This is a genomic window from Nonomuraea sp. B19D2, assembly GCF_040137845.1.
Classification (GTDB): domain Bacteria; phylum Actinomycetota; class Actinomycetes; order Streptosporangiales; family Streptosporangiaceae; genus Nonomuraea.
Map to the genome: position 1 here is coordinate 270,759 of NZ_JBEFAK010000005.1, position 16,567 is coordinate 287,325.

Below are 16,567 nucleotides of genomic sequence, written 5' to 3' on the forward strand. Positions count from 1 at the left end.
CGTGGAGCTCAGCCTCTTGCGGGCACAGGCGCACAGCCCGTCGTACTTCTCACTGATGCGCGCCTCGTCGGGAGAGCGCGCACCGGTCGACTTCTGCATTCCGTGCAACCCATACTTTCCAACTCCGGACATATTTGAGCATCTCGGGAGGAACCTGGAGACGATCCTCAAGTTCTATCCGAGCGACGCGGGCACGATCACCGAGGAGCTCTGCGCCACGCTCGGGCTCCACCCCAAGACGGTCGCCATGGGCAACGGGTCGACCGAGCTGATCACCTGGATCGACCACCTGCTGGTGCGCGAGAGCCTGGCGGTGCCCATCCCCACCTTCGGCCGCTGGACCGACCAGCCACTGGAGACGGGCAAGCGGGTGGACATGTACCCGTTGCTGGAGAGCCGCAACTTCGCGCTGGACGTGAGCGACTACGTCTCGTTCATCCGGATGCGCGGCTCCCGGGTGGCGGTGATCTGCAACCCCAACAACCCCGACGGCGGCTACCTGCCCAAGCACGAGGTCCTGCGCCTGCTCGACGAGCTGATCGACCTGGACCTGGTGATCGTGGACGAGTCGTTCGGCGACTTCGTGGACGCCGAGCCGTACCCGGGGCTGGCGGCGGAGGCGGCGGTCCGGCCGAACGTGATCGTGCTGCGCAGCCTGGGCAAGAACTTCGGCCTGCACGGCATCCGCTTCGGCTACCTGGTCGCGAACCCGGCGCTGGCCGCCCGCGTGCGCGACGCCCTGCCCAAGTGGAACCTGAACTCGTTCGCCGAGGTCGTGGTGTTCATGATGCGGCAGTTCATGCCCGAGTACCAGGACAGCCTCAAGCGGGTCGGCCACGACAGGCGGGCCATGTTCCAGCAGCTCAGCACCATGCCGGGGCTGTCGGTGTTCGCCTCGCAGGGCAACTTCCTGCTGATCAAGCTGCCGCCCGGGTACGACGGGGTGCCGCTGCGCGACCACCTGCTCACCGAGCACGGCGTCTACGTCCGCGAGTGCGGCAACAAACTGGGCACGACGAGCCAGTTCATCCGCCTGGTCGTGCGGCCGCAGGACGACGTGCGGCGCCTGCTCATCGGCATGACGCAGTTCCTGTACTCGGGCAGTCTCCACGAGATCCCCGTGATCGGACTGCACCATCGGCACGTCAACCCTCTGTCGGCCTGAACCTTCACCGTATGCCGTACGGTACGATGTACGGAACCACAGAAATGTCCGGGACGGGTTGTAGGCTGTCCCGGCTTTCCCCCGTACGGCATGAAAATTCAGACGAGGAAGGGTTCCGTGGCCGTCTCCAGCCGCCAGGCCAGCACCATTCAGCACCGCGATCACACCGCCGCCGACAGCCACGACCTCATCCAGGTCCGCGGCGCCAGGGAGAACAATCTCAAGGGCGTCTCCCTCGACCTCCCCAAGCGCCGCCTCACCGTGTTCACCGGAGTGTCCGGCTCCGGCAAGTCCTCGCTCGTCTTCGACACGATCGCCGCGGAGTCGCGCCGGCTGATCGACGAGACCTACACGGCGTTCATCCAGTCGTTCATGCCGAGCCTGGCCCGTCCCGACGTCGACGCGCTGCACAACCTCAGCGCGGCGATCATCGTGGACCAGGAGCGGATGGGCGCCAACCCCCGCTCCACCGTGGGCACCGCCACCGACGCCCACACCATGCTGCGGATCATGTTCAGCCGGATCGGCGAGCCCTACGCCGGCCCCGCCTACGCCTTCAGCTTCAACCGGGCCGAGGGCATGTGCCCGCAGTGCGAGGGGCTGGGCAAGGCGTCAGAGATCGACGTGGACGCGCTGGTCGACAGAGAGCTGTCGCTGAACGAAGGGGCGATCAAGGTCCCGGGGTTCCCCGTGGACAGCTGGCAGTGGCAGGTCATGGCCGGCTCCGGCCTGTACGACCCCGCCGTCAAGCTGAAGGACTTCACCCCCGAGCAGTGGGCGGACTTCCTCCACAAGCCGCCCGTCAAGCTCAAGTACGGCACCAACAACTTCACCTACGAGGGGCTGGCAGGCAAGGTCAGGCGGACCTACCTCGGCAAGGACCTGGAGTCGATGCAGCCGGCGGCGCGGGCGTTCGCCGAGCGGGCGATCAAACTGACCGTCTGCCCCTCCTGCGGCGGCTCCCGCCTCAACGAGGCTGCCCGCTCGGCCAGGATCGAGGGGCTCAACATCGCCGAGTGCGCGGCCATGCAGATCAACGACCTGACCGGCTTCGTCCGCGGCATCGGCAACCCGGCGGTCGGCCCGGTGCTGGAGGGGCTGCTGTCGACGCTGGACTCGCTGGTGGAGATCGGTCTCGGATACCTGAGCCTGGACCGGGAGTCCGGCACGCTGTCGGGCGGCGAGGCGCAGCGGGTGAAGATGGTGCGGCATCTCAACTCCAGCCTCACCGACGTCACCTACGTCTTCGACGAGCCGACGGCCGGGCTGCACCCGCACGACATCCAGCGGATGAACAACCTGCTGCTCCAGCTCCGCGACAAGGGCAACACGGTGCTCGTGGTCGAGCACAAGCCGGAGCTGATCGAGATCGCCGACCACGTGGTCGATCTGGGCCCCGGCGCGGGCACGGCCGGGGGACGGATCTGCTTCGCGGGCGACCTGGACGGGCTGCGTGCCTCTGACACGCTGACCGGCCGCTACCTCGGCCACCGGGTCCACCTGCGGGAGAAGTTCCGGGAGCCGTCCGGGCACCTGTCGATCGAGGGCGCCACGCTGCACAACCTGCGCGACGTGCGCGTGGACATCCCGCTCGGCGTGCTCACCGTGGTCACCGGCGTGGCCGGCTCGGGCAAGAGCTCGCTGATCCACGGGTACGTCGCGGGCCGCGAGGGCGTGGTCGTGGCCGACCAGTCGCCGATCCGCGGCTCGCGCAGGAGCAACCCGGCCACCTACACCGGGCTGCTCGACCCGGTCCGCGCGGCGTTCGCCAAGGCCAACGGGGTCAAGCCGGGCCTGTTCAGCGCCAATTCCGAGGGCGCCTGCCCGGCGTGCAAGGGCATCGGCCTGATCTACACGGATCTGGCGATGATGGCCGGGGTGGCCTCGGTGTGCGAGCAGTGCGAGGGCAAGCGGTTCACGCCGGAGGTGCTGACGTACCAGCTGCGCGGCAAGGACATCAGCGAGGTGCTCGCCATGCCGGTGGCCGAGGCCCGCGAGTTCTTCACCGAACGGCAGGCCCGCACGATCCTCGACCGCCTGGTCGCGGTCGGCCTCGGCTACCTGGGCCTGGGCCAGCCGCTCACCACGCTGTCGGGCGGTGAGCGGCAGCGGCTCAAGCTCGCCATCCACATGGCCAAGAACGGCACCACGTACGTGCTGGACGAGCCCACCACGGGCCTGCACCTGGCGGACGTGGACCAGCTCCTGGCGCTGCTCGACCGCCTGGTGGACGACGGCAACACGGTCATCGTGATCGAGCACCACCAGGCCGTGATGGCCCACGCCGACTGGATCATCGATCTCGGCCCTGGAGCCGGTCACGACGGCGGCCAGGTGGTCTTCTCCGGCACCCCCGGCGAGCTGGTCGCCGACGGCACCTCACTCACGGCGATCCACCTGCGCGACTACGTGAACCGGCCCTGATCCCGGCTGTCCGGTCTCGTGCGCGCGCCGGACCGCGCGCGAGACCGCAGCCGTCAGACGGCGAGGCGCGCCAGGACGCGGGCGAACTCCGGCGGGGGCGTCACCACGAGCCGGGTCTGGCCCTGCCGCGCGACGATGTCGGCCTTGATGTGCGTCAGCCGCCCCTCGTGCCACCAGTACACCTGCGAGCTGAGCCCGCCCGTGCGCACCGCGTGGATCCGCAGCCGCTCGATGGCGCGTACCACGCCGATCCCGTCCACCGGGTGCACGAGCAGCGTGTACGGGTCGGGCAGCACCACGAGCACCCCGTCGGCGGGAACGGGAAGGTAGTCGCCCAGCCACCGCAGATGAGTGGCGGCCGACGGGGTCATGGCGGTCAGCCGGGTCACCGGCGTGCCCGACAGCTCGATGGACTCGACCTCCAGCCGCTCCTCGCGGCGGACGTTCGCGACGGCCAGCTCGAGCGCCCGCGCGGTGGGCACCGGCCAGCACCCGGCCTGCTCGGGCCGCACGGCGCGCGAGCCCACGAACAGCAGCTCCACCAGGTCGGCGCTGAGGTGGCGGCCCACCACGCGGGTCAGGTCGGCCACCTCGTCCACGGCCTCGACGCGGGTCCGGATCAGCGGCCCGGCCTGCTCCAGGTCGCAGACGTCCAGCCGCTCCCCCGCGGTCGCCACGGCGTGCGAGAGGTGCTCGGAGACCAGCATGGGCCAGTCCTCCCTGGCCCTGCGCCCCGCCTCGCGGCGCAGCCCCGTGAGCCTGACGACCAGCTCCATGTCGCCCCTGAGCGTCACGGAGCCGCCGTCACGGGCGAACTCGAAGGAGTATCCGAGGGATTCGGCGACGAGCGCGAGCAGCGAGTCGAGATCGACGTCCTCGACCGGCCGGCGTGAGGGCTCTCGGTGTCGCCTGAAAAAGCTCACGCGCCATGTCCCTTTCTGTCGGATTCGTCCCTTCTACCTTGCCTGCTCCCCATCACCGACAATGGCAGCTAGGGAGCACGATTCGGTATCGATAACCCCAAGTCTCCCCAGCCACACGCTCATCTGCGGTGACCCGTGCCCCACCGGCAGTCCGGCCAAAACCGGAACCCCGAGCCCGCCGAGCCGGTCTTCGAGCACCGCGTACGGGTCGCCGCAATCCACCCACGAGCCCAGCGCGATCCCGCGCACCCCGTCGAGCGCTCCCGACTGCAGGAGCTGGGTGAGCATGCGGTCGATCCGGTACGGCTCCTCCCCGATGTCCTCCAGGAACGCGAGCTTCCCCGCGAACGACGGCTGCCACCGCGTGCCGCACATCGAGGCGAGCAGCGACAGGTTGCCGCCGGCGAGCACGCCCTCGGCCCGCCCCTGGACCAGCACCCGCTCGCCCTGGACCGGCTCCTGCGCGCCGGACAGCGCCGCCTGCAGGCTCTGCCAGCTGCGCGGCTCGGGCCCCTGCTCGCCGGCCAGGATGTCGCAGGCCGGCATCGGCCCGTGCAGCGTGGCCACGCCCAGCTCGGCGGCGAACGCGTTGTGCAGCGCCGTGATGTCGCTCGACCCGATGAGGATCTTGGGCCCCGCCGCCCGCATGGCGTTCCAGTCGAGCAGGTCCAGGAGCCTGGCGGCGCCGTACCCGCCCCTGCAGCAGAACACCGCGGAGACGGCCGGGTCGCACCAGGCGGCCTGCAGGTCGGCGGCCCTGGCGGCGTCGTCGCCCGCCAGGTAGTCGAGCCGCTGGCGGTCGAGCGCGTGCGCGCCGGTCACGACCTTCAGCCCGAGGCCCTCCAGGCGCTCGACGCCGCGCCTGAGCAGCACCGCGTTGGGCGGGCCCGACGGCGAGACGACCGCGACGGTGTCACCGGGTCGCATCGATCAACTCCTCGATTGGCTCGTTCGGGGGGAAACGATTGGCTCATCCACGTGGAAAACGGTGTCACACTTGTCGTCCAGTATGCGACTTCCGCCCCACATACTCGTTGTCAACGGCATCAAGGTCCGCCGGCCGGTCTTCCTGGTCGGAGCGCCGCACTCCGGCACGGACCTGCTCGCCCGCGCCCTGAAACGATCTCCTGGCTTCCACGTGACGATGGGCCGCGCGAGCGTGGCGCACGTGGTGTACGCCTTCGCCCGCAAGCCGTCCATCGGCCAGACCTCCGGCGCCGTGCGCGTCATGCGTGACGCGCTCGCCGAGTCGTGGCAGGTGCTGCCCGGATCCTGCGGCTGGTGCGCCGAGTCGTGCAGGGATGCGGGCGGCGTCACGGGGACCGGCCCCTGCGTGTCCACGAACGAGATCACCAGGTTCGGCGACGGCAGCCCCGACCTGATCTACAGCGCTCCCGTGCTGCTCCAGGCCTTTCCCGACGCCCGGTTCGTCCAGCTCATCCGCGACGGCAGGGACGTGGTGGCCGGCATGCTCGGCGATCCCGCGTGCCTGGCCTGGTTCAAGCCGGCGATGTTGTCGGAGGAGACCGAGTTCCCCAACGCGTTCCTCGGCGTCAACAAGGACGAGCACCTGGACCGGTGGAAGGGCATGCCGGCGGCGGGCAAGAGCGCGCTGCGCTGGCGCAGCGCCGTGCGCCTGAGCGCTGAGCTGCGCAGGACGCTGCCCGAGGAGCAGCTCCTGACGCTGCGCTACGAGGACCTGGTGCAGAAGCCGGCGCAGTCGGTGGCCACGCTGGCGGAGTTCCTGGAGACGCGGGTGTCCAAGGTGGTCCTGTACGACACCGGCGTCCCCAAGGTCGGCGCCTGGCGCACCAAGCTCAGGCCGGCCGACCTGGAGCTGGTGGAGAAGGTGGCCAGGGAGGAGCTCAAGCGGCTGGGCTACCAGAAGAAGTGAACTGGGTGCGGTAGAGCTCGGCATAGAGGCCGCCGCGGGCCAGCAGCTCCTCGTGGCGTCCGCGCTCGGCGATGCGGCCCTCGTGGATCACGAGGATCTCGTCGGCCTCCCTGATCGTGGAGAGCCGGTGCGCGATCACCAGCGAGGTGCGGCCCTCCAGCGCGGTCTTCAGCGCCACCTGCACGGCCGCCTCCGACTCCGAGTCGAGGTGGGCGGTGGCCTCGTCGAGCACGACCACGCGGGGCGCCTTGAGCAGCAGCCTGGCCAGCGCGAGGCGCTGCTTCTCGCCCCCGGACAGGCGGTAACCGCGGTCGCCGACGACCGTCTCGAGCTGGTCGGGCAGGCTCTCGACGAGGTCACCTATCTGCGCGGCCCTGAGAGCCTCCCAGACCTCCTCATCTGTGGCCCCAGGTCTGGCGTACCGGAGGTTGGCTCCGATCGTGTCATGGAAGAGATGAGCGTCCTGCATGACCACTCCGACGGTGTCGCGCAGGGAGTCGAGGGTGGCCTCGCGCACGTCGAGCCCGTTGATCCGGACCGCGCCCTCGTTGACGTCGTACAGGCGGGACACCAGTGACGTGATGGTGGTCTTGCCCGCGCCCGAGTGCCCGACCAGGGCGACGAGCCGGCCGGGCGCGGCCGTGAACGAGATGCCCTTGAGCACGGGGTACGACGGGCCGGTGTCCTGCCTGGCCACCGACTCCAGAGAGGCCAGCGAGACCTCCTCGGCGGCCGGGTAGCGGAAGCGCACGTCGTCGAACTCGATGGTCACGGGCCCGCCGGGAATCGGGGTGGCGCCGGGCTTCTCCGCCACCATGGGCTTGAGGTCGAGGATCTCGAAGACCCGGTCGAAGCTCACGAGGGCGGTCATCACGTCGACGTGCACGTTGGACAGGGACGTGAGCGGGCCGTACAGGCGCATCAGGAGGGCGGCCAGCGCCACCAGCGTGCCCAGCTCGAAGACGCCGGAGACCGACAGCACGCCGCCGATGCCGTACACCAGGGCCGTGGCCAGCGCGGCGACGAGCCCGAGCGCGACCCTGAACACGGTGCCGTACATGCCGACCGTCACGCCCACGTTGCGCACCCTGGCGGCCCTGCGGCCGAACACCTCGGCGTCGTCCTCCGGACGGCCGTAGAGCTTGGCGACCATGGCGCCGGCCACGTTGAACCGCTCGGTGGTCACCGAGCTCATCTCGGCGTCGAGCTGCATCTGCTCGCGGGTCAGCGCCGACATGCGCCGCCCGACGAACTTGGCCGGCACGATGAAGATCGGCAGCAGCACCAGCGCGACCAGCGTCACCTGCCACGACAGCGCGAACATCGCGCCCAGCACGAGGACCAGGCTGACCACGTTGGAGACCACGGACGACAGGGTGCTCGTCAGCGCCCGCTGCGCGCCGATCACGTCGGTGTTGAGCCTGCTGACCAGCGCGCCGGTCTGGGCTCTCATGAAGAACGCGACCGGCATGCGCTGCACGTGGTCGAACACCTCGGTGCGCAGGTCGTAGATCAGGCCCTCGCCGATGCGTGCCGAGAACCACCGCTGCACCAGCGTCAGCCCGGCGTCCACCAGCGCCAGCGCGGCGATCGTCACGGCCAGCCAGACCACGACGCCCGGCCGCCCGGCCAGGATGCCGTCGTCGATGATCGCCTTCATCAGCAGCGGGTTGGCGATCACGATCACCGCGCCGGCCACGACGAGCAGCAGGAACGCGACGATATGCGTGCGGTACGGCCCGGCGTAGCGCGCGATGCGCCGGACCGTGCCGGGTCGCAGCCGCTGCTTGGTCACCGAGCCGTCGCGCCGCAGCGACGCCATCACGTGGGGGCCGAAGCCCCCTCCCATCATCGTCATACGGGGGATCCCCTCCTCCCCCGGAGTCAGCGCCGCGATCGCGGCTGGCGATTCCCCCGTCCGCTCACCGCGAAACTGCCCGGTGCCGCGCCCTCCATCCCTGGCGCGTCCAATGGGCCGGACGCCACGACGGCGGCCCGCGACTGTCCAGCGCCGCGCCCCCGCCGGACGACGGCGAGTCCGGGACACCGCCGAGCGGGTCAGCCGAAGAGGGCCTTGATGCGGGCCGCCTGTTCAAGGCCCTCGGCGATGCTCTGCTCCTCCAGGGTGCGACCGCGCGCCCCCTGGAGGAGTCGCTTCGTCGCAACCGCCGCATCCCGGTTCACGGACAGCAGCTGCGCGATCTTGTCTCGTACTGCTTGATCCAGGTCGCCCCCGACGACCACTTGCTCGGCGAGGCCGATGCGCATGGCCTCGTCCGCGTGCACGGTCCTGGCGGTCAGGCAGATGTCGATCGCCTTGGCCAGTCCCACCAGCTCGACCAGGGGCTTCGTCCCCGTCAGGTCGGGCACCAGGCCCAGTGCGGGCTCCTTCATGCAGAAAGAAACATCATCGGCCACGAGCCGCAGATCACAGGCGAGCGCGAGCTGGAACCCCGCACCGATCGCGTGCCCCTGCACTGCGGCGATGGAAACGATCTCCGGGCGGCGCAGCCACAGGAAACCCGCCTGTGCCTGCCGGATGCGCTGCTCGAAGGTTGCGTCGTCGCTCTTGGCCGCCGAACCGAACGAGCCCTGTCCGGGCACCCCCTCAGATGTGAACATTCGCAGGTCGATCCCTGCCGAGAAGGACGGTCCCTCACCTTTCACGACGACTACGCGCACCTGCTCGGGCAGGCTCTCGCCGATCCGAGCCAGCGCCGACCATGTCGCGAACGTCTGCGCGTTCCGCTTTTCCGGCCGGTCCAGCGTGATCGTCGCTATCTCACCGTCCACCTCGAAGCGGACTCCGCTCTCCGCCGCAACGGAGACCTCATCCGCATACCCCCCGCGCTGTCGCGCCTGCGCTTCCGCCATCGCCCGCTCCCTTCAGTCCTGGTCGCGCAAGGAGTGCGCGCCCAGAATGCTGACCGTCGCGCCCGAGCCTACAGAACATCGTTCTGGCCCGGGCGCGACGGATGGCTGACTTGGGACGGGCGGCTGCGGTCGCACGTTCCGAGGCGGCCGTCAGCGCTTGGACTTGCCTCGGGTCGCCCCGCCGCGCCCGCGCAGAGTCACACCGGACTCGCTCAGGATGCGGTGGATGAACCCGTAAGACCGACCGGTCGAAGCGGCCAGGGCGCGGATGCTCTCACCCGCGGCGTAGCGCTTCTTGAGATCGCCGGCCAGTTTTTCCCGGTCGGCCCCGGTGACCCGGGTGCCCTTCTTCAGTGTCTCGGCCACGAGTACCTCCTGTAGTGCCGGACTTCCGCAGCGTTACTCCGCCATGATCAGTCATTTCAGCGGGATCGGCTACCTACTCCACGGGAAAAGATCCGTACCCACTCAAATTAAGATCAGGCAAGTGCCACAAGATCGGAAAATTCGTCGCTCCATGCGTCTTCAGTTCCGTCAGGTAGCAAGATCACCCTATCCGGTGACAGGGCGTCAACGGCACCCTCGTCATGTGTGACTAGGACGATTGCTCCTGAATACGACCTCAGAGCATTGAGAACTTGCTCGCGACTGACCGGATCGAGGTTGTTCGTGGGCTCGTCGAGAAGGAGGACATTGGCGCTCGAGAGCACCAGGATCGCCAGCGCCAGCCGGGTCTTCTCACCACCCGACAGCACCCCAGCGGGCTTGTCGACGTCGTCGCCCGTGAACAGGAACGAGCCGAGCACCTTGCGCAGCTCGGTGTCGGTGAACTGGCCGCCGGCCGACTGCATGTTCTCCAGCAAGGTGCGGGCGGGGTCGAGGGTCTCGTGCTCCTGTGCGTAGTAACCGATCTTGAGGCCGTGACCGGGACGGACCTCGCCCGTGTCGGCCTTCTCGATGCCGCCGAGCAGGCGCAGCAGCGTGGTCTTCCCCGCGCCGTTCAGGCCGAGGATGACGACCCGGTGACCTCGGTCGATGGCCACGCTGACGTCGGTGAAGACCTCCAGCGAGCCGTACGACTTGGACAGCCCCTCGGCCGTGAGCGGGGTGCGCCCGCACGGCTGCGGCTCGGGGAAGCGCAGCCGCGCCACTTTGTCGCTTTTACGCTCTTCTTCGGTGCCCGACAACAACCGGTGCGCACGCCGCATCATGTCCTGGGCGGCCTTGGCCTTGGTGGCCTTGGCGCGCATCTTGTCGGCCTGTGCAAGCAGCGCACCTGCCTGTTTCTCGGCGTTGGCGCGCTCGCGCTTCCTGCGCTTCTCGTCGGTCTCGCGCTGGGCGAGGTACGCCTTCCAGCCGACGTTGTAGTGATCGATCATCGAACGGTTGGCGTCGAGGTGCAGGACCTTGTTGACCGTCGCTTCAAGAAGACCGACATCGTGGCTGATGATCACCAACCCACCTTGATGGGATCGCAAAAAATCACGAAGCCACCCGATTGAGTCGGCATCTAGGTGGTTTGTCGGCTCGTCTAGAAGGAGAGTTTCCGCCCCGCTGAAAAGAATTCGCGCCAATTCCACGCGCCGGCGCTGACCCCCGGAAAGCGTTTGCAACGGCTGTGAGAGCACGCGATCCGGCAGTCCGAGGCTGGAGGCGATGGAGGCCGCCTCGGCCTCGGCCGCGTATCCGCCCAGGACGTGCATCTGGTCCTCGAGCCTGCCGTACCGCTTGACCGCCTTCTCCCGGGTCCGGTCGTCGGCGGAGGACATGCCGAGCTCGGCCTCGCGCAGCTTGCGCAGCACCTCGTCGAGTCCGCGCGCCGACAGGATGCGGTCGCGGGCGAGCACCTGCAGGTCACCGGTGCGCGGGTCCTGAGGGAGGTAGCCCACGCTGCCGGTGGTGGTGACAGCGCCGGCCGCGGGCAGGCCCTCGCCCGCCAGCACCTTGGTCAGGGTCGTCTTGCCCGCGCCGTTGCGGCCGACGAGCCCGATCTTGTCGCCCGCGTTCACCCGGAACGAGGCCTTCTCGATGAGCAGCCGCGCGCCTGCGCGCAGCTCGATATCACTGGCGATGATCATGTTGGCGGAACACTCCCGAGCTAGGAAACGGAGGATTGGGCGTGGGACGCCAGATCAATCGGGAGTATGCATACAGATCAGTGTAGGGCCCCTGGCCCGGGGCCCCACCTCTGGTTAACGCTCCAGGTGCTTGCCGATCAGGGCCAGGTTGTGGATCGCGGCCAGGCCGTACTGGCTGGCGTCATTGGTGCTCACGAACGGCGCCTCCTGCACGGGAACGAGCACGTTCGGACCGTCCACCGGGGTCAGGCGCCAGTCCTTCTGCCGCTGCAACCCGTTGCGGTTGAGCTGGTCGCCCTCGTCCACGAAGAACTTGCGCCACGCCCAGGCCGCCAGGTCCGCGTCCCCGGTGCGGGCGGCCGCGTACGCGGTGAGCCTGCTGTGCGCCTGGATCAGCGAGATCCCGCTCAGCCGCTCCCCCACCTCCGCCTCCTGCTGCTCGGGCGTGGCGAGGTAGAGCCGGCAGTACTGCAGCCATGCCTGCTCGAACCCCGGCACGTCCAGGTCGAGCGCGATCAGCTCCGCGCACATCTCCGGCAGCCCGAACAACGACGACAGGTGCGAGACGAAGATCTTGTCGCGTGCGGTGTCGAACCGCCCGGTCGCCAGGTCCAGCCTGGCCTCGCCGGTGAGGAAGCCGTGCGGCAGCGCCCCGATGTCGGCCATCGTGCCCAGCAACCGGTCTCTGGCCCGCTCGTCGCCGTGCCGCTCCCACCGCGTCAGCCACGCGGCGGCCAGCGACCCCCAGTCGGTGCCGAGGCCGACCGACAGGGCCGACGGGTCCGGGGTGTAGACGTCCTCGCGCACCTTGCGCGTGGGGTCGATGACCACGAACGTCTCCTCGGGCGTGCTCAGCTCGTCCAGCAGGTCGCCCGTGCGCTCGTCGGCGGTCAGGTAGTAGTAGAAGCGCCGGTAGGCGGCGTTGGAGATGCGCAGCTGCTTGCAGCTGCACCCCCAGTGCTGCACGTTGTGCCTGGTGCCCAGGCCCTTCCACCTGCCCGCGTGGTAGACGTCGACCTCGCCGGTGTGGCGGGTCATCGACTCGGCGAAGCGGAAGACGTCCGATCGTCCCGTGCGCAGGTACTGCAGCCACAGCCACAGGTCGGGCGAGAGCTCGGAGTTGTCCCAGGCGTAGCCGCCCACGTCGTAGCGCCAGGTGTGGCGGTCCGGGTCGTAGGTGTGCATCACGTCGCCGTAGTCCCAGAAGCCGTACCACCTGCGCTGCTCGCGCTCGCGCACGTACAGGTCGAACAGGAAGTCCAGGCGGTCCTCGACCTGGGCCTGCGCGGGCGTGGAGCGGTCGGGCAGCTCCCACACGCCGAACACGCCGGCCTCGCGCATCCGCGAGGGGCTGACCGCCAGCAGCCCCGGCTGGTTCAGCGCGGCCGCGTGCTCCGCGAGGGCGCGCGACGGCGGCGTGGCGTCGTGGGCGAGCAGGGTCAGCTCGTGCGTGCGCGCCACGCCGTGGGCGTCGCCGAAGCCGGGCTCGTAGTCCTCGTACGTGATCTCCAGGCCCTCGAGCTGCTCGGCGAACGTGTCCTGGCCCATGCCGTCGTGGTAGAAGCGCAGGTCCATGGCCGGCGCGGACGGCGACCACATCCAGACGGTCACGGTGGCCAGGTCGGTGGCCGCGTTCCTGATGTCGAGGCGGGTGGGGTGCAGCCGCCAGAAGTCGCGCAGTCCGAAGCCGAGGCCGCCGCTGACGCCGCCGACGTAGCCGTACCCGGCCGAGCGGGTGCCCGAGGGGATCGTCACCCAGGCGTGGCCTTCCGCGGTGCGCTTGCGCAGGGTGAAGCCGTCGGCGGAGCCCTGGTCGAGCGTGTAGTCGTTCCAGGCGGGGATGAGGTGCAGGCGGCCGGCGACCTCGGGGGCGATCTCGCCGGCCGGCCGGCCCTCGACCTGCGCCCGCCGTGCGGGCTCGCCGGGGTCACGGCGCAGCCCGGTCAGCCCGCGCTCGGCCTCGGTGAGGAAGCCGCCGCTGCCGGCCAGGCGCACGTGCCGGTCGTGCGGCTCGTCGCGCATGACCACGTCGGCGCGCAGCCCGAGCCCGGCCAGGAAGTCGCGCTCGGGGTCGCCGTCCCAGACGAAGGTGTGCATGATCCGCACCTGTTCGGCGCCCGCGTGGAAGTACAGGCGGACGGTGAACGGCAGCCAGCCGCCGTGCCTGCCCTCCAGCCGCACGACGGCGCGCACCGGCCCGTCCTGCTCGACCGTGACCGCGGCGACCTGCCCGGTGGTCTGCGAACGGGCCACCGGGCCGCCCTCGTCGGGCGTGGGCTCGCTCTGGCGGAGGCTGACCAGGCGGACGTCCCGGGCGATCTCGCGGCTCCCGCGCGAGATCGAGCGGGCCAGCGTGCCGCCGGACTCCTCGATCGTCCAGGTGACCACACCGGTGCTCACAGTGAGCAGGCCGTTTTCGCGGACGACGGTGACGGGCGTGAGCGCGGCGGCGGGCTCGCGTCCCGGCTGGATCCGGTACGAGTACGCGGCCGGCTGCGCGCCGATCGCGTGAGCCGACCACTTGACCGAGCCGTCCGGCCAGGTGGCGGTCACCCAGCTCTGGACGGGCACCTCGCGCCCCTCCGCGTCGGCCAGCGCGAACGGCGCGTCCCGCTCGACCTCGCCACGCGGCCACGGGACTCCCCAGGTCACCCCCTGCTCGCCTGGTCGGTCCAGCCAGCGAAGCGCCGTCATCGAATCTCCTTCAGTCGCTCGGCGACGATCGCGGCCACCTCGTCGGCGCCGCGGAAGCTGAAGTGGGTGTCATCGGCCACCCCGTCCGGGTAGAGGGGGTGCTGCCCGGGCGGGAAGTGCGTGAACAGGGCCTTGGAGCCGTCGGGGCCGAGCCGCTCGTACAGCTCGGTGGTGGCGGCGGTCAGGTCGATCAGCGGCACGCCCTCGGCGGCGGCCAGCGCCCGCACCCGGCCGGGATAGTCACCGTGCGTGGGCGCCAGCCGGTCCCCGTCGAACCTGCGCCGCTGCACCGGCGTGCAGAGCACCGCCAGCGCCCCCGCCCTGCGCGCCTCCTCGACGAAGGCGCGCAGGTTGTCCTGGTACGGGATCGCGGGATCCTTCTGGTCGTTGTGCCCGAACTGGATCACCACCGTGTCCCCGGGCACGGCCTCGCGCAGCAGCGCCACCCACAGCCCTTCGGCCCGGTGGCTGGCCGTGGTGGCGCCGCCCTTGGCGAAGTTGCGCACGGGCTCGCCCGCGTACGCGCCGAGCTGCGCTCCCCACCCGGACATGGGCGCCTCCCACGCCGGGCACGAGGCGACCGTCGAGTCACCGGCCAGCAGGATGGCGCGGGTCACTCCTTGACGCCCCCGATCAGCACGCCCTTGGTGAAGTGCTTCTGCAGGAACGGGTAGAAGAACAGGATCGGCAGCGTCGCGATCACCACGACCGCGAACTTCAGCCCCTGCTCCGGCGGCACGAACGTCCTGTCCATGTTCGCCAGCGCGTCGGCCTGGTCGGCGCTGGTCAGCTGGCGCACCAGGACCTGCAGCGTCCACTTGCTAGGGTCGGTGATGTACAGCAGCGGCGACATGTAGTCGTTCCAGATGCCCACCGCGTAGAACAGCGCGAAGGTCGCGATGATCGGTTTCGACAGCGGCAGAACGATCTTGAAGAATACGCCCATCTCGTTGCAGCCGTCGATGCGCGCCGCCTCCTCCAGCGCCTGCGGCAGCTCCTGGAAGAAGCTCTTCACGATGATCAGATAGAACGGGTTGATCGCCAGCGGCAGGATCAGCGCCCAGTAGCTGTCCAGCAGCCCCAGGTCGCGCACCACCAGGTAGGTGGGGATCATGCCGCCGGAGAAGACCAGCGTGAAGATCACCAGGTTGAGCACCAGCGTCCGGCCCGGCAGGTACCGCTTGGCCAGCGGGTACGCCATGCTGAACGTCAGCACCAGCTGCACCACCGTGCCGACCGCCGTCACGACGATGGTCGTGAGCAGGGCGCGGACGAAGGTGGGGGTGGAGAAGATGAACGTGTACGTGTCCGTGACGAACTTCTCCGGCCACAGGAAGAACGGCCGCGCGGCGATCTCCGACTCGCTCGCGAAGGACCCCGCCAGCACGTACAGCAGCGGCAGCACCGTGATCAGCGCCAGGCCGACGAGTATGGCGACGTTGATCACGTCGAACACCCGGCTGCCCACGGTGCTGTATTCGGTGTTCAGCTTCTTGTGCTTCATGCTGTTCATATCCAGGGCCCCCTAGAGCAGTCCACGCTGGCCGAGGCGCTTGGCCAGCCAGTTGGAGCCGAAGATCAGGATGCAGCCGACGACGCCCTTGAACAGGCCGACGGCGGTGGAGTAGCTGATGGCGCCCTGGGTGATGCCGGTGTAGTAGACGTAGGTGTCGAACACGTCGGCCACCGAGCGGTTCAGCGACGTGGTCATGAGCCAGATCTGCTCGAAGCCCGTGTCGAGCAGGTTGCCCGAGGTGAGGATGGCCATGACGACGATCGTGGGGCGGATCGCGGGCAGCGTGACGTGATAGAGCTGGCGGAAGCGGCCGGCGCCGTCCATGCGCGCCGCCTCGTACAACTGCGGATCCACACCGGCCAGCGCGGCCAGGTAGATGATCGTGCCCCAGCCGGTCAGCTTCCACAGCTGCTGCAGGATGATCAGCGGCCGGAACCACTCCTCCTGCGCCATGTAGTCGATCTTCGCGGTGTCGCCGAGTATGTCGCGGATCCATCCGGAGATCACCCCGAAATCCGCGGAGAACAGCAGATACGTCAGCGACGCGACGATCGTCCAGGACAGGAAGTGCGGGATGTACATCACCGACTGGACCGAACGCTTGAGCACGTTGACCCGCAGCTCGTTCAGCAGCAGCGCGACGACGATCGGCGCGGGGAAGATGAAGACCACGGTCAGGAGCGCCAGGAACAGCGTGTTGAACATCAGCCGGCCGAAGTCCGGCCCGGTGAACAGATCCTGGAAGTGCTTGAAGCCCACCCAGGGGCTGCCGGAGTAGCCGAGGAACGGCAGGAAGTCCTGGAAGGCGATGGTGATGCCGTACATCGGCAGGTACTTGAAGAGCGCGAAGTAGACGACGCCCGGGATGAGCATCAGGTAGAGCCAGCGGTAGCGCGCCAGGGACGCGCCCAATCCAGGCCTCCGGCGTCGGCCGGGCTTGCTCGCCGCCCTCGCGGGAGGCGGCGCCAGGTCGGTGGCCACAGCGGCCTCCTTTCATAA

General features: G+C 69.4%; 13 protein-coding genes. 3 read left to right on the forward strand and 10 right to left on the reverse strand.

Going from position 1 to position 16,567, the window contains the following annotated elements; all coding sequences use genetic code 11:
• The first annotated feature begins 1 nt into the window (after nt 1).
• Both ABN273_RS12520 and ABN273_RS12525 read left to right on the forward strand, forming a co-directional pair.
• Complete coding sequence (locus ABN273_RS12520) at nt 2–1,165, forward strand: pyridoxal phosphate-dependent aminotransferase (RefSeq protein WP_349448893.1); 1,164 nt, start codon at nt 2–4, stop codon at nt 1,163–1,165.
• Between the two features lie 117 nt (nt 1,166–1,282).
• Entirely contained in the window at nt 1,283–3,589 is a 2,307-nt protein-coding gene (locus tag ABN273_RS12525) for an ATP-binding cassette domain-containing protein (protein ID WP_349448894.1), read from the forward strand.
• A 53-nt stretch (nt 3,590–3,642) separates the two neighbouring features.
• On the opposite strand, the gene ABN273_RS12530 is transcribed toward ABN273_RS12525, so the two are convergent.
• Together ABN273_RS12530 and ABN273_RS12535 are read right to left on the reverse strand one after the other, a co-directional pair.
• Complete coding sequence (locus tag ABN273_RS12530; protein WP_349448895.1) at nt 3,643–4,512, reverse strand: hypothetical protein; 870 nt, start codon at nt 4,510–4,512, stop codon at nt 3,643–3,645.
• 33 nt (nt 4,513–4,545) lie between these two features.
• Nucleotides 4,546–5,439, reverse strand: coding sequence for a S66 peptidase family protein (locus ABN273_RS12535; RefSeq protein WP_349448896.1), 894 nt, complete (start codon nt 5,437–5,439; stop codon nt 4,546–4,548).
• Nucleotides 5,440–5,521: 82 nt separating this feature from the next.
• Between ABN273_RS12535 and ABN273_RS12540 the strand changes: the two genes are divergently transcribed.
• The gene (locus ABN273_RS12540) at nt 5,522–6,406 is read left to right on the forward strand and encodes a sulfotransferase (protein WP_349448897.1); all 885 of its coding nucleotides are present in this window, start codon (nt 5,522–5,524) and stop codon (nt 6,404–6,406) included.
• Here the strand turns inward: ABN273_RS12540 and ABN273_RS12545 are convergent.
• The 8 genes from ABN273_RS12545 to ABN273_RS12580 form a co-directional block, all read right to left on the reverse strand.
• Nucleotides 6,378–8,264, reverse strand: a complete 1,887-nt coding sequence (locus tag ABN273_RS12545) for an ABC transporter ATP-binding protein (protein WP_349448898.1) — start codon at nt 8,262–8,264, stop codon at nt 6,378–6,380. The two genes, ABN273_RS12540 and ABN273_RS12545, sit on opposite strands and share 29 nt — an antisense overlap.
• A gap of 200 nt (nt 8,265–8,464) precedes the next feature.
• On the reverse strand, nt 8,465–9,280 hold the full coding sequence (locus ABN273_RS12550) for an enoyl-CoA hydratase/isomerase family protein (RefSeq protein ID WP_349448899.1): 816 nt from the start codon (nt 9,278–9,280) through the stop codon (nt 8,465–8,467).
• A 150-nt stretch (nt 9,281–9,430) separates the two neighbouring features.
• Nucleotides 9,431–9,646, reverse strand: coding sequence for a helix-turn-helix domain-containing protein (locus ABN273_RS12555; protein ID WP_020547488.1), 216 nt, complete (start codon nt 9,644–9,646; stop codon nt 9,431–9,433).
• A 113-nt stretch (nt 9,647–9,759) separates the two neighbouring features.
• Nucleotides 9,760–11,358, reverse strand: a complete 1,599-nt coding sequence (locus tag ABN273_RS12560) for an ABC-F family ATP-binding cassette domain-containing protein (RefSeq protein ID WP_349448900.1) — start codon at nt 11,356–11,358, stop codon at nt 9,760–9,762.
• Nucleotides 11,359–11,472: 114 nt separating this feature from the next.
• Nucleotides 11,473–14,052: an exo-rhamnogalacturonan lyase family protein gene (locus ABN273_RS12565; RefSeq protein ID WP_349448901.1), complete on the reverse strand. Its 2,580-nt coding sequence runs from the start codon at nt 14,050–14,052 to the stop codon at nt 11,473–11,475.
• On the reverse strand, nt 14,049–14,669 hold the full coding sequence (locus ABN273_RS12570) for a rhamnogalacturonan acetylesterase (RefSeq protein ID WP_349448902.1): 621 nt from the start codon (nt 14,667–14,669) through the stop codon (nt 14,049–14,051). The genes ABN273_RS12565 and ABN273_RS12570 overlap by 4 nt, the downstream gene beginning before the upstream one ends.
• Complete coding sequence (locus ABN273_RS12575; protein WP_349448903.1) at nt 14,666–15,565, reverse strand: carbohydrate ABC transporter permease; 900 nt, start codon at nt 15,563–15,565, stop codon at nt 14,666–14,668. Before ABN273_RS12575 ends, ABN273_RS12570 begins: the two co-directional genes overlap by 4 nt.
• Before the next feature lie 12 nt (nt 15,566–15,577).
• Nucleotides 15,578–16,549: an ABC transporter permease gene (locus ABN273_RS12580; protein WP_349448904.1), complete on the reverse strand. Its 972-nt coding sequence runs from the start codon at nt 16,547–16,549 to the stop codon at nt 15,578–15,580.
• Nucleotides 16,550–16,567 lie beyond the last annotated feature (18 nt).